The 16,411-nt window shown below is 64.1% G+C and carries 18 protein-coding genes; 3 read left to right on the forward strand and 15 right to left on the reverse strand.

The window, feature by feature from the left end; genetic code table 11:
- Positions 1–6: 6 nt before the first annotated feature.
- The 15 genes from AC1DBE_RS09410 to AC1DBE_RS09480 all read right to left on the reverse strand — a co-directional run bounded on the left by AC1DBE_RS09410 (position 7) and on the right by AC1DBE_RS09480 (position 13,471).
- On the reverse strand, positions 7–1,524 hold the full coding sequence (locus AC1DBE_RS09410) for a CpaF family protein (protein ID WP_476970347.1): 1,518 nt from the start codon (positions 1,522–1,524) through the stop codon (positions 7–9).
- Positions 1,521–2,717: a CpaE/TadZ family protein gene (locus AC1DBE_RS09415; RefSeq protein WP_476903104.1), complete on the reverse strand. Its 1,197-nt coding sequence runs from the start codon at positions 2,715–2,717 to the stop codon at positions 1,521–1,523. The genes AC1DBE_RS09410 and AC1DBE_RS09415 overlap by 4 nt, the downstream gene beginning before the upstream one ends.
- A complete protein-coding gene (gene cpaB, locus AC1DBE_RS09420; RefSeq protein ID WP_476903103.1) occupies positions 2,714–3,490 on the reverse strand; it encodes a Flp pilus assembly protein CpaB in 777 nt (258 codons plus the stop codon). The genes AC1DBE_RS09415 and cpaB (AC1DBE_RS09420) overlap by 4 nt, the downstream gene beginning before the upstream one ends.
- A 2-nt stretch (positions 3,491–3,492) precedes the next feature.
- Complete coding sequence (locus AC1DBE_RS09425) at positions 3,493–4,470, reverse strand: pilus assembly protein TadG-related protein (protein WP_476877929.1); 978 nt, start codon at positions 4,468–4,470, stop codon at positions 3,493–3,495.
- Positions 4,458–4,874, reverse strand: coding sequence for a TadE/TadG family type IV pilus assembly protein (locus tag AC1DBE_RS09430; protein ID WP_476877928.1), 417 nt, complete (start codon positions 4,872–4,874; stop codon positions 4,458–4,460). Before AC1DBE_RS09430 ends, AC1DBE_RS09425 begins: the two co-directional genes overlap by 13 nt.
- Before the next feature lie 104 nt (positions 4,875–4,978).
- On the reverse strand, positions 4,979–5,209 hold the full coding sequence (locus AC1DBE_RS09435) for a Flp family type IVb pilin (RefSeq protein WP_476877927.1): 231 nt from the start codon (positions 5,207–5,209) through the stop codon (positions 4,979–4,981).
- Between the two features lie 254 nt (positions 5,210–5,463).
- On the reverse strand, positions 5,464–6,345 hold the full coding sequence (locus AC1DBE_RS09440) for a type II secretion system F family protein (RefSeq protein WP_476877926.1): 882 nt from the start codon (positions 6,343–6,345) through the stop codon (positions 5,464–5,466).
- Positions 6,346–6,362: 17 nt separating this feature from the next.
- Positions 6,363–7,310 (reverse strand): type II secretion system F family protein, encoded by a 948-nt coding sequence (locus AC1DBE_RS09445; protein ID WP_476877925.1) that lies wholly within the window; start codon positions 7,308–7,310, stop codon positions 6,363–6,365.
- 2 nt (positions 7,311–7,312) lie between these two features.
- On the reverse strand, positions 7,313–8,788 hold the full coding sequence (locus AC1DBE_RS09450) for a CpaF family protein (protein WP_476903102.1): 1,476 nt from the start codon (positions 8,786–8,788) through the stop codon (positions 7,313–7,315).
- Positions 8,785–9,987 (reverse strand): CpaE/TadZ family protein, encoded by a 1,203-nt coding sequence (locus tag AC1DBE_RS09455; RefSeq protein ID WP_476970348.1) that lies wholly within the window; start codon positions 9,985–9,987, stop codon positions 8,785–8,787. The genes AC1DBE_RS09450 and AC1DBE_RS09455 overlap by 4 nt, the downstream gene beginning before the upstream one ends.
- Positions 9,984–10,775, reverse strand: coding sequence for a Flp pilus assembly protein CpaB (gene cpaB / locus AC1DBE_RS09460; RefSeq protein WP_476877922.1), 792 nt, complete (start codon positions 10,773–10,775; stop codon positions 9,984–9,986). The genes AC1DBE_RS09455 and cpaB (AC1DBE_RS09460) overlap by 4 nt, the downstream gene beginning before the upstream one ends.
- 20 nt (positions 10,776–10,795) lie before the next feature.
- Positions 10,796–11,830: a pilus assembly protein TadG-related protein gene (locus AC1DBE_RS09465; protein ID WP_476877921.1), complete on the reverse strand. Its 1,035-nt coding sequence runs from the start codon at positions 11,828–11,830 to the stop codon at positions 10,796–10,798.
- A complete protein-coding gene (locus tag AC1DBE_RS09470) occupies positions 11,818–12,225 on the reverse strand; it encodes a TadE/TadG family type IV pilus assembly protein (protein WP_476877920.1) in 408 nt (135 codons plus the stop codon). Before AC1DBE_RS09470 ends, AC1DBE_RS09465 begins: the two co-directional genes overlap by 13 nt.
- 104 nt (positions 12,226–12,329) lie before the next feature.
- Positions 12,330–12,524 carry a Flp family type IVb pilin gene (locus tag AC1DBE_RS09475; protein WP_476877919.1) on the reverse strand — a complete coding sequence of 65 codons (195 nt, stop codon included), beginning with the start codon at positions 12,522–12,524 and terminating at the stop codon, positions 12,330–12,332.
- 281 nt (positions 12,525–12,805) lie between these two features.
- Positions 12,806–13,471 (reverse strand): prepilin peptidase, encoded by a 666-nt coding sequence (locus AC1DBE_RS09480; RefSeq protein ID WP_476877918.1) that lies wholly within the window; start codon positions 13,469–13,471, stop codon positions 12,806–12,808.
- A gap of 306 nt (positions 13,472–13,777) precedes the next feature.
- Between AC1DBE_RS09480 and rplM the strand changes: the two genes are divergently transcribed.
- From rplM to glmM, 3 genes are all read left to right on the forward strand, one after another.
- The gene (gene rplM / locus AC1DBE_RS09485; RefSeq protein WP_476877917.1) at positions 13,778–14,221 is read left to right on the forward strand and encodes a 50S ribosomal protein L13; all 444 of its coding nucleotides are present in this window, start codon (positions 13,778–13,780) and stop codon (positions 14,219–14,221) included.
- A gap of 38 nt (positions 14,222–14,259) precedes the next feature.
- Positions 14,260–14,766, forward strand: a complete 507-nt coding sequence (rpsI, locus tag AC1DBE_RS09490; RefSeq protein WP_346959848.1) for a 30S ribosomal protein S9 — start codon at positions 14,260–14,262, stop codon at positions 14,764–14,766.
- Between the two features lie 223 nt (positions 14,767–14,989).
- Positions 14,990–16,351, forward strand: a complete 1,362-nt coding sequence (glmM, locus tag AC1DBE_RS09495; protein ID WP_476970349.1) for a phosphoglucosamine mutase — start codon at positions 14,990–14,992, stop codon at positions 16,349–16,351.
- The last annotated feature ends 60 nt before the right edge of the window (positions 16,352–16,411 follow it).

The following is a 16,411-nucleotide window of genomic DNA, read 5'->3' on the forward strand; positions in this document are numbered from 1 at the left end:
AAACGCTCACCCTTTCCCGGCCGGAGCGAGCGGCGCCGCGAAGACGCCGGGGGAGACGAAGATTCCGAGGTCCTCGAAGCGGTCGATGAAGCGGGGCCGGATCCCGGTGGCCACCGGCTTGCCGAGGAACCGGCCGTGAACGTCCACTCCGGCGGAGTAGTCGAACACAAAAGCGTCCTGGAGGGTCACGATGTCCCCCTCCATGCCCTGGACCTCGGTCACATGCGTGATGCGGCGGGTGCCGTCCCGCAACCGGGAGATCTGGACGATCAGGTTTACCGCCGAGGCGATCTGCTCGCGGATGGCACGCAGGGGCAGGTCCATTCCGGCCATCAGCACGAGCGTTTCGAGGCGGGCGACGGCGTCGCGCGGCGAGTTGGAGTGCACGGTGGAGAGGGAACCGTCGTGGCCGGTGTTCATCGCCTGGAGCATGTCGAGGGATTCGCCGCCGCGGACCTCGCCCACCACAATCCGGTCCGGCCGCATACGCAGCGAGTTGCGCAGAAGGTCGCGGATGGTGACCTCGCCCTTGCCTTCGGTGTTGGGCGGCCGGCTTTCGAGGCGCACCACGTGTTCCTGCTGGATCTGGAGTTCGACGGCGTCCTCGATGGTGACGATCCGCTCGTCGTGCGGCAGGAAGGAGGAGAGGACATTGAGCAGGGTGGTCTTTCCTGTGCCGGTGCCTCCGGAGACGATGATGTTCAGTTTGGCCCGAACACAGGCGTTCAGCAGCTCCGCCATCTCTGGGGTGAGGGTGCCGAAATCGATCAGGTTGCGCATCGTGAGGGGAACCTTGCTGAACTTTCGGATGGTCAGCGAGGAACCGCCCACGGCCAGGGGCGGGATGACCGCGTTGACGCGTGAACCGTCCTCGAGGCGGGCATCTACCAGCGGCGACGACTCATCGATCCGCCGGCCAACCTTGGAGACGATGCGTTCGATCACTTTCCGGAGGTGGTCTTCGGAGCTGAAGCGTGAATCGGTCAGGGTCAGCTGGCCTTTGCGCTCGACGTAGATCTGGTCCATTCGGTTGACCATGATCTCGGTAACCGCGGGGTCGTCCAGGAGACGCTGAAGCGGGCCGTAGCCCAGCACGTCGTCCGCGACGTCCCGGACCAGCCGGGTACGTTCCTCGCCGGACAGCGGGACCTGTTCGGCGTCGATGATCCGGATCAGTTCGTCGCGCGCGGTGGCTCGGAGCTCGTCTTCTGTGACCGCGGAATCGTTGAAGCGGGTTCCCATCCGTTCGAACAGGGCGGTGGCAGCGCGTTCCTTGAGCGCGGCGAAGGCGTCCACGGGCTGCTGGCCCTTGGTTCGCGCCGGATCGTGATGCTCCGTGGATACCGCAGCTGCCGCCGCGGCCGCCGCGGCCAGGCGCGAGGGCTCGGCCCGTGACGGTTCCCTGCGGATTGAGCCGGCGGCAGGAGTGGGGGACGGGGAGGGGGTGGAGGGTGCCTGCGGCGGCGTTGCCGGCCGGGACTGCGGTCCCGCTTCCGCAGCGGAGAGGCGCTCGGAGAGTTTCACTGGACAACCACCCGTCGGTGCAGCTTCTTCTGCGCGGTGGCCCGCCAGGCGGGATCGAAGCGGGTCACCAGCTGGCGCAGCCCTTTCACCGCGGGGTCCTTCCGCCCGTCCTGCAGCACCGGAATCCCGCGGTTGGTCGAGTACGCCACGGCTTTGGACCGCGGGATGCTCACATCCACCGGCGCACCGATGGTGGCCTCGACGTCCTGGACGCTGAGACCGGACTTGGAGTCGGCCATGTTCAGGACCACGTGGCGGGTTTCCGGCAGCAGGTCCAGGCGCCGCAGGATGCCCAGGCCCGAACGGAGCCCACGGATGCTGGGAACGTCCATGGCGCTGACCCAGACGACGTCGGTGCATTGCTCCATGGCGGCGAGTCCCACTTCGGGCAGGCCCGGGGCGGTGTCGACAACGACGTACTGGAACTGCTGCGCGAGCTGCTCGATCAGCCGGCTGACCTGCTGCGGGGTGATGTCGTCAGCTTCCACCGGGGTCCGGGGAGCGCACAGGGCGTAGATGCTGCTGGGGTGGACCGTGAGGAAGGCCTTGAGGACCAGGGAGTCCTGACTGGCCGACGCCGAGACGGCATCGGTGACGGTGTGTTCCGGATTCAGGTACAAGCCGGAGGCCACATCGCCGAACTGCAGGTCCAGGTCCACGATCACAACCCCCATCGGCGCGACTTGCCCCAGCCCGATGGCGATATTGGTGGCGATGGTGGTCTTTCCGACGCCGCCTTTGGGGGAGAACACACCGATCACGAGGCCCTTGGGCTTGCTGTCCGGCTGCTGGACTGCAGTGCCCCGCGTCCGGCTGGCATAAGACTGGCAGGCGCGTTCCAACAGCACCCGGATCTGGGCCGGGTCCGCTGCGGGGCTGAGGATGTCGCGGATCCCGGCGCGCATGGCGAGCAGCACAAACTCCGGGTCGGCCTCGGCGACCAGAATCACGCTCAGTTCCGGCAGTTGGACATCGAACACCGTGGCGAGCCGCAGCGCGTCCTCGATCGGAACATCGGGGCCGAGGATGAGGACCTCGGGGCGCTCCTGGTTGAGGTTGGCGAAGAGTTCACCGGGATTGGCCGGGTTGACGAACGCGAAGGTCTGGACGCCGCCCGGCAAACCGCCGGCAACGGCCTGGCGGACCCGCGCATCGAAGTCGGTGTTGGGGGTGATCAGAACGAAGCGGCTCACTTGTAGACCTCCGGTCGGGTGACAATTCCGGGACGGCCGCTGTCTGTGGCGTCGAGCGGTTCCCGGCTCAGCCAGATGCTCGCCACTTCCGTGAAATTCGAGGCGTAGACAATCTTCGTGGCATCCACATCGTTGACGGCCACGGTAATGATCAGTGAGCCCACAGGGAGCGTGGTGTCTTCACCCGGAGCCGCGGATCCGCTTGCTGACGGCTGCGGGGTGGGCGTGGCTGACGGTGCACGCTGCACCGCGGTCACGAGGGCTTTATGGACGGTCAACTGGGTGGTCTGCTTGTCGGGCTTTGCCTCCAGGCCGCCGTCCTTCAGATTGATGAAGATGCCAACGTGGTCGCCAGCTGCAAGTCGTCCGCCGACAACCCGCTGGGGTTCCAACTGGAAGGACACTTCCTGGAGTCCCTTGGGGATTTGCACCGACCCGCTGGTTTTCAGGTCCTGGGGCTGAACCAGGCGCTCGGAGACGAGTTGCTCGCCCGGCAGCAGATCGACAGCGGTGACCTTGCCGGCCTGGCCGTCGAGATTCGGGAGTGCCGATTTCGAGACGGCTTTGCCAGGAAGTTCCTGGGCAGTGACGAACGCTGAGAGCGACGAAACGGGGGTGCCGGCCGGGACGGCCTTTTGCACCACCAGAACGCTGACCGGGTCCAGATTCTGGACGGCCCGCGAGTCGGCGCCCTGGGCATAGCTGACGACGAGGACGGCACCGACGATGGCCAGCACCACTGCGGCCACTCCTGCCAATACGCGTGACTTCACTGTTAGGGCACTCCAATGGTGAGACGGACAACGGAGGCCCCGTAGCCGGGGGTACTTCCGAGTTCTAGGGCTTGCGAGAGGGAAACGAATTTCACGAAGTATCCGCGGAGGGACTTGTTGGCCAGCCCGCTCGAATTCCATGTGTCACTCGCAAAGCGGTAGCCGGTGACGTGAAAGGCCGCGAAGCCCTTGATGTAGTACTTGCCGCCTGACCCGTTGCCCGTGGCCACGGCGTAGAGCGGGAGAAGGACGGTCTGGTCGTTCAAAGCGCTGATGTCCGCAGGGGAACAGACGGAAGGTCGGGAGGCGCCGGTGTCGCTACTGAACCAGATGCCTGGATCATTCGCGGCGCCAGCACTGATCACGACGCTGCACGCAGAATCGGCGGCATTCGGGTCGGTAATCCATCCAAAACCCCCGGGGATTCCTGAGCATCCGCCTGCGCTCATATTGAGGACCTGCACGAAGGAGGGGTCTGGGGAGAATTTGCACTCGGCGATGGCTAAAGGGACGATGACGGTGCCCTTGGACGGAGTCCCCCACTGGACATTGGCAGTAGCTGTGACCTCCGAGTTCGAGAAGCCTAGTGCGCGGGCAAAAACGTCCGGTACCGAATTGAGGGTGCCCCCACTGTCCTTGGCGCTCGTGGTGACCGTGGCTTGGCGATTCGTCCTGTCCAAGACGATGGCTTTGACGTTGCTCTGTCCGTCAACGGCGTTGGCGTTGGCAAGCGTCCGGGCGAGAACCAGAGGCGAGGTCAGAGTGTCGGAGCAGTCCGGATCATTCGGATTCTTGGCACATTTTTGGCCCAGCATCAGGGCTACCGAATCGGCCCCGTTCTGCAATTGGCCACGCTCGGCATAGAGTCGAGCGACGTCGATGGAGATGGCCGCGAATCCAAGGAGAACCACCATAAGGAGGGCGACCACAACAGCGATCCCGCCACGTTCCGTGTCGTCCGGAACTGCTATCCGCCGCATTGCATCGTCCCTACGCCCTTCATCGAAAATGGTCCGGCAATGCCCGTCATTGTGGACAGGTTGTAGTTGATGGTCACGGTGACTTGGACGTTGGCGGCGCAGGCGGTTGGCGCGGGAGTCGAGGCCGGCGTCGTCTGATACGAGAAAAAAATCTTGTCGTTGGTCAGGCTCGGCTTCAGAACGCTCGCGGCACTCACCGCAGCGGCTTTGGCGGTCGTCGCGGCTGTTGGCGTTGAGTAGTTGACGGCCATCACCCGTGCGCCCTCACGGGCAGCGTTGGAGAGTGAGATCTGCACGTTGTACGCGCGGCCGAATTCCATGATCCCCAGCAGCAGCATGACCAGGATGGGGGCCAGAAGGGCGAATTCCACGGCGACGGCGCCCCGCTCGCTTGTCTTGGACATGGGGGGACCGCCTTCCTTGCTGACTGTTGGCTGGCGCCTGAACGCAGTCAGGGTTGGGAAAGACCGGAGCCTACCCCAACCCTGACTCGTGGATCGTGGCGGTGCTACGAGCAGGTAGCGCTGCCGGCCGGGGTGCTAGCCGTGTAGGCGTGCGGCGCGCCCGCGATGTCGCACTGGACCTTGGTGAACGTGTCGTGCAAAGTGCCGCCGAGCAGCGTCACGGCGACGATGATGACGACGGCGATGAGGGAGACCATGATGCCGTATTCGACGGCGGTGGCGCCGCGCTGGTCGCGGCGAAGGCGGGAAGCGATGTTGGAGAGGTAGGAACGCATTGGTGACTCCTGAGCGAGTTGGGCGGCTGGCCCTGCACCAGCACTGAAAGGAACTTAGCAACCGCCGACACGCCGTTGATCCGAGTTTGGAACATCCTGTGCCAACACTTCCCAAACTGCCCATTTCCTGCCCATTCCCTGCACTTATCCTGCGCTGGGGACCACGGAAGCCCAGCCACAAGGAAGGACCCCCCTCAGCTCTGGGTTCTAAGGGGGGTCCGGTCTGTGGGCGGCCGGTTCGCGGCCGCTGGGGCTTACCTCTTGGCGAAAACATCCATGATGCTCATGATTGTGGGTCCCAACACCACGATGAACAGGGCGGGCAGGATCGAAAAAATGAGCGGGAAGAGCATCTTCACGGGCATCTTCAGGGCGTGTTCCTCCGCCCGCTGGCGCCTCTTGACCCGCATGTCCTTCGCCTGTGAGTGCAGCACCTGGGCGATGGCGATGCCATAAGCATCGGCCTGGACTACGGCGCGGACGAAGGACCGGAGGTCCGGCACGTCCACGCGCTGGGCCATCGCAAGGTAAGCGTCCTTCCGGGAGCGGCCAACCTGGATGTCCTGGAGCGTCCGAATCAACTCATCAGCGAGCGGTCCCTTGCCGTTTTGGCCGGCCCTGGCCATGGCCGTTTCAAAACCAAGGCCGGCCTGCACCGAGATGAGCATCTGGTCCAGGGCGTCCGGCAGTTCCAGCTTGATGGCTTCGCGCCGCTTTTGGGCGTGGTTCCGGACCAGTATGTCAGGCACAAAGTACGCAAGCGCCGTGATCCCCGCCAGGAGGACGAAGCTGATGGCCGTGGGACTTCCAGCGACCAGCAAGATACCCGCGACAGCCCCGGCTAGGGCAAGTAGCGGCTTGATCATGATGAGGCGGCCAAGTGGCCATTCTTTAGGTCGGCCGGCTCCGGCGAGTTGTTTGTCCAGCCAGGCCGTGTACCCCTTCGGAGTGATCCGTCGGCTGAACGCCGCGAACTCTCCAGTGGCGGACAGCATTGATCCGGAGGCCTGCGGTCCCCGGCCAAGATTGGACTGGATGTTGCGCAGCCCGGCCCTGTCTCCGGTGAAGGCCAGCCACGTCATTATCGAGATCGGGGCGACGACGGCCAGGATGGCTGCGTAGGCAACAGTTTGCATTGTTCTCTCCCTTCGTCTCAGAACTTGGGTTTGATAAGCCGGCTCAGCCAAAAGCCGCCGACGACGAGCAGGACCACGGCCGCGAGGATCATGAGAAAGCCGGGAAACGTGGTGAGGAAGACTCTCGAATACATCGGATTGAAAAGCGTCAACCCGACGAACATGACCACCGGAAGCGCGATCAGGACCATGGCGGAGATCCGGCCTTCTGCGCTGAGCGCCTTGACCTGGCCCCGGAGCTGGTTGCGGTCACGAATCGTTTCGCCCACGTTGTCCAGGACCTGGGCGAGGTCCCCGCCCACTTCCCGGTGGATCTCGATCGCGCGGGTAATCGAGGCGAAGTCGTCATTGGCAGTGCGCCTGGCCACCTCCCCGAGTGATTCGCCCAGGTCCCGGCCGATCCGGGTCTCATTCACCACACGGTTGAGTTCCTCCTTCATGGGGGCCTCGTTCTCCTCAGCGGCTGCATCCACCGAGCGCAGCAGGCTGTGTCCGGCGCGCAAGCCGCCAGCGAGCATTTGCAGCGAATCGGGGACCTGTTCGTCGAACTTCTTGCGCCGCCGGGAGACCAGGACGTTGAGAAACAGGATGAGGCCAACCGGCGCCAGGACCAGCATCAGTGCTGCGAAAAGCGGGCCTGACAGTAGGAACCCCAACACCACCGAAACGAAAGTGACCGCACCCGCCATCACCAGATAGTCGCCAGGCTGCTTCTTGAGTCCGGCGCTGTCGAGCTTCTCCCGGCTGAGCAGTCCCGAGCCGCGGCTGGGCAGTCCATGATTCAGCGAGTGCACGGCCTGGTCCGTCAGTTTGGTCAGCCCGGAGGCATGGATAGCTGTCCCGTCCGGGCGGCGCCTGCTCAGCGGCACGGACCGGGACTTGAAGGCCACGGAGACCAGGACGGCCAGGGCGCCGTAGATGAGAAGGAGCCCGGCTACAAAGATGAGAGGGGATTGGTCCGGCATTGTTACCGCCCCCTGACCGGTGTGGCGCCAAACACGGCCGGCGAAATTTGTATCCCGAGTTCGGCGAAGCGATCGGTGAACCGCGGACGGACTCCGGTAGGCATGGGCCTGCCGAGGAACTTGCCGCTGGCGTCAATACCGGCGGAATAGTCGAAGACGAAAGCATCCTGGAGGGTAACGACGTCGCCCTCCATGCCCTGAACCTCGGTGATGTGCGTGACGCGCCGGGACCCGTCGCGGAGCCGGGAGATGTGCACAATCAGGTTCACAGCCGAGGCAACCTGCTCGCGGATTGCCCGCAGCGGGAGGTCCATGCCGGCCATCAGCACCAGCGTCTCGAGTCTGGCCATCGCATCCCTGGGGGAGTTCGCGTGGACGGTGGAGATGGAGCCGTCGTGGCCGGTGTTCATGGCCTGCAGCATGTCCAGGCACTCGCCGCCGCGGACCTCGCCGACCACGATCCGGTCTGGCCGCATACGCAGCGAGTTGCGGACCAGGTCCCGGATGGAGATCTCGCCCTTGCCCTCGATGTTTTGGGGCCGGCTTTCCAACCGGACCACGTGGTCCTGCTGGAGTTGGAGCTCCACGGCATCTTCGATGGTGACGATCCGGTCCGCCCGGGGGATGAAGGACGAGAGGACATTCAGGAGCGTGGTCTTGCCGGTGCCCGTTCCGCCGGAGACGATGATGTTCAGGCGCGCGACCACGCAGGCCTGCAGCAGCTCCGCCATTTCCGGGGACAGGCTGCCCATCGAGATCAGGTCATGGACGGTCAGGGGATCGCGGCCGAACTTCCGGATGGTCAGGGCCGGCCCGTTGACGGCCAGGGGCGGAATGATGGCGTTGACGCGGGATCCGTCCGAAAGCCTCGCGTCCACCAGCGGAGATGATTCATCGATCCGGCGCCCCACGTTGGTGACGATCCTTTCGATGACCCGACGCAGAGCATCGTCCGAGGTGAACTTTGAGTCGGTCAGGTAAAGCTGGCCCTGGCGCTCGACGTAGATCTGATCGAAGCGGTTGACCATGACCTCGGTCACCGTTGGATCATCGAGGTACCTCTGGATGGGTCCATGGCCCAGAACGTCATCGATGATTTCCCGGATCAGGCGCTGCCGCTCGACCGTGGTGAGCGGGATCTGCTCCTCGTCCACCACCGCCTTCAGCTCGTCCTTGACTGACTTTTGGAGTTCAGACTCATCGATCGACGAGTCCGTGATCCGGGAACCGAGCCGTTCAAAGAGCGCCTGGCTGGCGCGTTCCTTGAGGGCGTTCAGGGCTTCACTCGCCACGGTGGCGGTCTGCTGCAGGTCCGGGAGACCGGACTGGGACTCCGCCGCGGTCTTTGCCTCGAGGATCCGGCCAAGGGTGGCCGGCTGCTCCTGCTTGGCGAAAACGTCGACGGCGGCCGGCTTTCCCTCCGGTGCGGCGGGCAACGAACCGCCCCGCATTTGCTGGAATCGGTCTGTGAGGCTCACTGGACTACCGCCCTTCGGTGCAGTTGCTTGTGGGGCCTGGCGTCCCACTCCGGCTTGAAGCGGTCAACCAGCTGACGGAGACCCTTGAGGGCAGCGTCCCGGCTGCCGTCCTGAAGCAAGGGGATTCCTTTGTTGGTGGAGAACGGGAGGGTCCGGGATCGCGGCAGGACCACGTCCACAGGCGCGCCGACGGTAGCCTCAACGTCCTTGAGGGACAGCCCGGCCCGACGGTCGGCCATGTTGAGCACAATGTGGCGGTGTGCCGGCACCAGGTTCAGCTCGTCGAGGATCCGGAACCCGGTGCGCATCCCCCGGATGCTCGGAACGTCCATTCCGCAGATCCACACGGCGTCCGTGGCCTGTTCCAGGGTGGCAAGGACGTGCTCGCCTAACCCCGGCGCCGTGTCCACGACGATGTAGCGGAACTCCTGCCGCAACTGTTCGAGCAGATGCGAAACGTGGGCTGCGCTGATGCGGTCCATCTCCACCGGGGTCCGTGGGGCACAGAGAGCGTAGATGCCGGCCGGATGAACGGTGAGATAGGTCTTGAGCACCATGGAGTCCTGGCTGGCGGCTCCCATCACGGCATCCGTGACTGTGAACTCCGGCTCGAGCAGCAGCCCGCTGGCCACATCCCCGAACTGCAGGTCGAGGTCAACAATCACGACGCTCATGGGGGCGGTTTTCCCGAGGCCGACGGCGATGTTGGTGGCCACCGTTGTCTTGCCGACGCCGCCCTTTGGCGACATCACGGCAATGACACGTCCGGATCCGTGGTCCGCGTGCTCAGTGGCCTGCGGCCCCAGCCCCCGACGCCGTCCGGCGGCGGCAAGGCTGGCCCGTTCCAGCATGACCCTGATTGTCTCCGGATCGGCACCGGGGTCCAGCAGGTCCCTGACGCCGGCCCGCATGGCTTGGACCACTGTCTCCGGGCTGGCCGTGACGGCGAGGACGACGCTGATCTCCGGATACTGGAGGTCGACCACAGCGGCCAACTTAAGCGAGTCGGCGACGGGAACGCCGGGACCCAGGATGAGGACCTCAGGCGGGTCTCCGACCATCTGGCGGAAAATGTCCGCCGGGCCTTCAGGCAGATAGTCCGCCTTGAAGACGTGGAGTTCGCCGTGCATTCCGCCTACTGCCAGCTTGACCAGCCGCTCGAAATCCGAGTTCGGGGTGATCAGTACGAAGCGGCTCATCGGAACAGCCCTGCCGCATCAACTGTGCCCTTACCGGATGCCACCGCGTCAGCGGGCTCCTTCGAGAGGTAGATCTTGCCGAACTCGGCAGCGAAGACGATCCGCTCCGCATCGGCGGAGTTCCTCGCCAGCGTGATGAGGTAGCTGCCGTCGCCCTGTGACTTGGTAGTCGAGGTTGCCGAGACCTGGCTGGTGCCGGGGGCAGTCTCGGATGCGCCGGTCTGTGTGGCGGCCCCGTCGCTGAATTGGGCCGCCGTGACCAGGACCTTGTGGAACGTCTGCTGGGTTTTGCTCACTTTGGCGCCAGCAGCCCCGTCCCCTCCAGCTGCTGCAACATCCATGGACAAGAAGACCCCCACTGTGTCGCCAGCCTTCAGGATCCCGCCGGCAACGCGTTCAATCGGGAGCTTGAGCGTCAGTTCCTGCATGCCCGAAGGAACCTGGACCCGCGCCGGGCCGAGGAACGCATTCGCGTCCACCATCCGGCTGGAAAGCAGTTGCTCTCCCGGCATCAACGTCACCGCGGTGACCTTGGATCCCAACGACGCAAGGTCCGTAATGCTGTTCTCTGCCAGTGCCAGCTTCGGAACGTCCTTCTTGGTCACCATCGCCGACAGTTGGTCTGCGGCGGTTCCGGCCGGAATAGCTTTTTGCACTACGTAGATCGATTCTGTTTCCGTGCCGGCCAATGCCCGTTTGTCAGCATTCTGTACATAAGAGACCAGCAGCACGGTTCCGATAATTGCCACTAACAATGCGGCGATGCCCCCCAGCAGGCGTGTTTTCATCGTAACTCCTTAGAAATTGCTTATTTGATGAGTTTTATATCCACGGTTCCCAAGTCGGTGCTGCCGCCAGAAGCCTCTCCCGTCGAGTTAATTGTTTCGAACTTCACGAATTGGCCGATAATGCACCGGTTGTTACCGCCGCTGCAGGCCAGGGAGCTCGTCATGTTCGGATCGCCTGCCGTGTTTTTGAATTCGTAGTTGTGGTTGTTGCCGAATTTCCACCCCCACATCTTGAAAGTGGCATAGCCGATCACGTGGAAGTAACCGTTCTGCCCCTGGCCGCCAGCGTTGTCGAAGACGGGAAAAGCGACTTTGACGTCGCCGCCGGCGAGGATGGTGGAGATCCACCCGGCAAGGACGGCGTCACAGTCTGTCGGGGGGTTGTTGCCGGGATCGGACCCCACACGGTTGTTGCCGGTGGCGGTTACCGCGACGCATGGAGAGCTGCGATCGAGCCATCCCCACCCGCCCGGGATTTGAGTTCCGGATGGCCCTGTGCAGGTGCCGCCCGGTTTGTAGGAGATCTTCTGGACCTCTCCGGTTGCTACGGCTGTGGAGAGGTTGAAGCAGCTGTTGGAGATCGCGAGCGGGAATCCGGAACCGCTGCTCAACGGTGCCCAGGCGGCAGTGGCACCAGTCCGGACGGTTGCGGGTGGCGCGTTGAGAACGCTGGCAAACATCTTGGTCAGGAAGCCTGCCCCGTCGCTGCCCAGGGTTGAGGTAACTACGGATACTTGACCCGGTACCGACACGTCCACCGAATCAACGGCCGAGGCGCCGTCATTGGAATTGGGTCCGGCCAGTTCGCGGGCCCAGGCGAGCGCCTGGGCGTTGGTGCAGGTTCCTGCCGCGTGGCATCGTTGAGCTGCCGCCAAAGCGCCCGCGTCCGCAGCATTCTGCAGTTGTGCTTTTTCGGCATAGATCTCGCCGGTGTCAACAGCCAAGGCCCCTGCTCCGATGAGCACAAGCATCAAGACTGCTACGAGGATGCCGGCCGCGCCCCGCTCTGCTTCTTGGCCCCGGCGGATCCCCGCGGCGCACGTCAACCGTGGCATCGCATGGCTCCAGTTCCGTTGAGCGTGACGGAACCACCGAAGATTCCTGTCAGTGAGTTGGCGGTGTAGCCGACCGACACCTGTGCGTTGCCGGTGCCGCCGGCGGGACAAGCACCTGTAAACGTGTAGGTGAATCCGGCCGGGTTCAGCCCTGGCGCGCCTGCCACCCCGGCCGCTTGTGCACGGGCCGGATCGTTGAAGATGGCCATGCTTCGAGCGGCCTCGCGGGCCGCCTGGGTCACGGAGATCTGCAGATTGTAGGAGTACGAAAATTCGATGATCCCGCCAACCAGGGCGAGGAGGATGGGTGCAATCAGGGCGAACTCGACGGCGGCGGCCCCCCGCTCACGGTCTTGCGCTCTTAGCCGGCGCGACGGCCAGATGCTGCGCTTCATTGGATCCCCCCAGGGATAGATGCAGCTGAAGGATTAAGAGCTGTGCCGCGTCCGCGAAACACGGACGCGGCACAGTGGGTGTTGCTGAGACCTGCTCGACTTGCCTAGTGGGCAAAAGTGCCGACGTGGGTCGCGAGCTGACCGAACCACGTGTTGAGCGCGGCGCCGAAGAGCGTGACCCCGCCGATGACGATGAAGGCGATGAAAGCCACGAGCAGCGAGTATTCCGTCGCGGTCGCGCCTTTTTCCGATTCGAGCCTGTCCTTGACGCCGGCTACAAATGCGATCATTGAAACCATGAGACCAGTCATTGTAAAAGTCCTTTTCCAGAGTTTTTGAATAGTTTTACGGAATTCCAGCAACTCCCCTTTGTTGTGCCCTGGAGGTCCGTTGGGACAACATTTGCACGGCGATTATTGGCCCTGCAATGGCATTGGCTACTCGACTTCTGGAAGGCAAAACGATGGTTTTACGCGTAGGTCTGAGAGGTGTACTCAGTTCTGTAGGGTGCCAAACTCGCAACTACTTGGTTTGCTAAGTCGACTTACTGGTTCCGCCACGGATGGGCGCGAAAAGTGGGCTACGCCGAGAGCAGGATGACCGCTAGGGCGGCCGCCAGCATGGAGGGCCCGAACGGGACTTCTTTTGGCGTGTTTGCGCGCCTGCGCGAGACGAGAACCGCGGAAACTAGGCCTCCGGCGACGAAGCCCAGGGCGCCGCCGTAAAACAACTGGGACCAGCCCAAGTAGCCCAAGTACAGCCCAAGTGGCGCTGCAAGCTTCACATCGCCCATTCCGAGGCCCTTGGGGCTGATGAGAGCCAAGATGAAGTAGAAAAAGAAGAGAATGACGCCGGCGGCGAGGGCTCGGGCCAGCTTTTCCCAGCCTCCGAGCGCTGCCGAAGCCCCTGCGAGCAGCAGGACGCCAGCCCCAAGCAGTGGAAAAACCAGCCTGTTGGGCAGCAAATGATGAATAACATCTATACGCGCCAGTTGGGCGCCGATAATAACCAGGACCATAAATGCCGGCACCTCGGGAGAAACGCCCAGGCGCCACGCGAGAAGCGCGCATATCGCGGCAGCGGCCGCCGCCGTCGTCGTCCGCTGGGCGGGGGAGGGGTGCGGTTCCAGCCCGGGAAGGGTCCGCCGAACCACGACGTCAGCCAGCAGCGACAGGCACAGCGCGGCGACAGTAACGATGGCGACAAAAAGCAGCGGTGCGGGTCCTGCAATGGCGGGAACGGGCACGTGACCTCCAGGAGCGCGGCGGGCCGGAACTGACAGGCACGCGGGCAGCATGCCACCGGACACCCCATTTTGACCCACAGCCAAGGCTTCCGCTATTCTTGGTAGTCGTTGTGCGTGTCCTATCTCGATGATGCGTGCCCGCTTGAGAATCCGGTTGCAGGATAGCTACTCAACGTGCACATTCGAGACCACTGGATGACTGGTTACATAGAGCCCTCACCTCTGTTCCGGTAGCGCATAGATAGTAGGTGCACCTTCGAGTGACGCCTAAAACAAGAACGCCAGAACAAGAACGAGGCAAACACCGTGCGTACGTACACCCCGAAGCCCGGCGATATCAACCGCCAGTGGCACGTCATTGACGCCACCGACGTTGTCCTTGGTCGTCTTGCCAGCCAGACCGCAATCCTGCTGCGCGGCAAGCACAAGGCCACCTTTGCGCCCCACATGGACATGGGCGACTTCGTCATCATCATCAACGCTGAAAAGGTTGCCCTCACCGGCGCCAAGCTGGAGCAGAAGCGCGCATACCGCCACTCCGGTTACCCGGGCGGCCTGACCTCCGTCAACTACGCGGAGCTGCTGGAATCCAACCCGGTCCGCGCCGTGGAGAAGGCCATCAAGGGCATGCTCCCGAAGAACTCGCTCGCTGCACAGCAGCTGGGCAAGCTGAAGGTCTACCGCGGTGCAGAGCACCCGCACGCCGCCCAGCAGCCCAAGACTTTCGAAATCACCCAGGTCGCCCAGTAGTCCTGGCCACCAAACAACTTATTAATACAAGGAGAACCGTGGCTCAGAACGAAGAGACCACCGAAGCCGTCGAGGCTGAGGAAAACCTGACCAGCTACACCTCGGAGAGCGGTGCTGCTGACGCAGCGGCGCCGAAGAAGGAACGTCCGGCACTGACCGTCGCCGGCGCAGCTGTTGGCCGCCGCAAGGAAGCCGTTGCACGCGTTCGCGTTGTGCCCGGCTCCGGCAAGTGGACCATCAACGGCCGCGAGCTGTCGAACTACTTCCCGAACAAGCTGCACCAGCAGGACGTCAACGAGCCCTTCAAGATCCTCGATCTCGAAGGCGCCTACGACGTCATTGCCCGCATCCACGGCGGTGGCCCCTCCGGCCAGGCCGGTGCTCTGCGCCTCGGCATCGCCCGTTCGCTGAACGAGATCGACGTCGACAACAACCGCGCCACCCTGAAGAAGGCCGGCTACCTTACCCGTGACGCACGCGTCATCGAGCGTAAGAAGGCTGGTCTCAAGAAGGCACGCAAGGCTCAGCAGTACTCCAAGCGCTAATCAGCGCTTTCCCAAGCTGTGGCCGCCTGCGCGACCACAGCTTGGGGCCCGCAGCGCTGTTCAGCGCCCGGATCCCCAAGCGCTAATCAGCGCTTTCCCAAGCGCATATGGCGCTTACCCGGAAGCCCGTCCCGCATCATGCGGGGCGGGCTTCCGGCGTTAAGGCCGCGTCCGCCGCACCCGGAACGGACCCCGGGCCCGCCATCGACTAAACTTGGGCTCGATGTCTAGATTATTTGGAACAGATGGTGTCCGGGGCCTGGCTAACGGCCTACTGACCGCAGAGTTGGCGATGCAACTGGCGCAGGCCGCCGCCGTCGTGCTTGGGCACGACCGCAACACCAACGGCAACCGGCCGCGCGCCGTGGTGGCCCGCGACCCGAGAGCCAGCGGCGAGTTCATTGCCGCAGCTGTGGAGGCCGGGCTCTCCAGCTCCGGCATCGACGTCTACGACGCCGGCGTGCTCCCCACCCCGGCAGCGGCCTACCTGGTGGCAGACCTCGACGCCGACTTCGGCGTGATGATTTCCGCCTCCCACAACCCGGCACCGGACAACGGGATCAAGTTCTTCGCGCGGGGTGGCCAGAAGCTGCCCGACGACGTCGAGGACGCCATCGAGGAACAGCTGAGCAAGGAACCGGTCCGGCCGGTGGGCGGCGAAGTGGGTCGCATCCAGCGCTTCTCCGACGCTGAAGACCGCTACATCGTCCATCTGCTGGGCACCATCCCGCACCGCCTGGAGGGGCTGAAGGTGGTGCTGGACTGCGCCCACGGCGCCGCCAGCGGCTGCTCGCCGGAGGTGTTCAAAAGCGCTGGCGCTGACGTCGTGGTGATCGGAGCCGAACCCGACGGCCTCAACATCAACGACGGCGTGGGGTCCACCCACCTGGGCCCGCTGAAGGAAGCGGTAGTCAAGCACGGTGCGGACCTTGGCATCGCCCATGACGGCGACGCCGACCGCTGCCTGGCAGTCGACCACGAAGGCAACGAGGTGGACGGTGACCAGATCATGGCCATCCTCGCCGTCGCCCTCAAGGCCTCCGGCAAGCTCAAGGATGACGTCCTGGTGGCGACCGTTATGAGCAACCTCGGGCTCAAGATCGCGCTGGGGGAGGCCGGCATCAGCCTCCGCGAGACCGGCGTGGGTGACCGGTACGTCCTCGAAGGCATGCGCGAAGGCGGATTCAACCTCGGCGGCGAACAGTCCGGCCACGTGATTTTCGCCGACTACGCCACCACCGGCGACGGTGTGCTGACCGGCCTTCAGCTGGCCGCCCAGGTAGCCCTGACGGGCCGTCCCCTCCGTGACCTGGCCACCGTCATGACCAAGCTCCCGCAGGTGCTGATCAACGTCAAGGGCGTCGACCGCACCCGGGTGAAGGGCGACGAGGCAGTTGCCCGGGCCGTAGCCCAGGCTGAAGAGCGGCTGGGTGAAAGCGGACGCGTCCTGTTGCGCCCCTCCGGCACCGAACCGGTGGTCCGGGTGATGGTCGAAGCCGCGGACGAGGCGACTGCCCAGGCGATCGCCGAAGACCTGGCCCAGGTGGTACGCACGGAGCTGGCCCTGGCGCTGGTCACCGACTGACCGCAAGTTCACGCAAGCGTGGCCCGCTTCCGGCTGGAGGCGGGCCACACCTGTCTGTTA

It is taken from the genome of Arthrobacter sp. 10T416 (assembly GCF_056394165.1).

Coding starts and splice junctions, on each gene's coding strand:
- AC1DBE_RS09425 (WP_476877929.1), bottom strand. CDS start 4,470: ATGCGGCGGATAGCAGTTCCGGACGACACGGAACGTGGCGGGATCGCT.
- AC1DBE_RS09430 (WP_476877928.1), bottom strand. CDS start 4,874: ATGTCCAAGACAAGCGAGCGGGGCGCCGTCGCCGTGGAATTCGCCCTT.
- AC1DBE_RS09435 (WP_476877927.1), bottom strand. CDS start 5,209: ATGCGTTCCTACCTCTCCAACATCGCTTCCCGCCTTCGCCGCGACCAG.
- AC1DBE_RS09440 (WP_476877926.1), bottom strand. CDS start 6,345: ATGCAAACTGTTGCCTACGCAGCCATCCTGGCCGTCGTCGCCCCGATC.
- AC1DBE_RS09445 (WP_476877925.1), bottom strand. CDS start 7,310: ATGCCGGACCAATCCCCTCTCATCTTTGTAGCCGGGCTCCTTCTCATC.
- AC1DBE_RS09455 (WP_476970348.1), bottom strand. CDS start 9,987: ATGAGCCGCTTCGTACTGATCACCCCGAACTCGGATTTCGAGCGGCTG.
- cpaB (WP_476877922.1), bottom strand. CDS start 10,775: ATGAAAACACGCCTGCTGGGGGGCATCGCCGCATTGTTAGTGGCAATT.
- AC1DBE_RS09465 (WP_476877921.1), bottom strand. CDS start 11,830: ATGCCACGGTTGACGTGCGCCGCGGGGATCCGCCGGGGCCAAGAAGCA.
- AC1DBE_RS09470 (WP_476877920.1), bottom strand. CDS start 12,225: ATGAAGCGCAGCATCTGGCCGTCGCGCCGGCTAAGAGCGCAAGACCGT.
- AC1DBE_RS09475 (WP_476877919.1), bottom strand. CDS start 12,524: ATGGTTTCAATGATCGCATTTGTAGCCGGCGTCAAGGACAGGCTCGAA.
- glmM (WP_476970349.1), top strand. CDS start 14,990: ATGTCTAGATTATTTGGAACAGATGGTGTCCGGGGCCTGGCTAACGGC.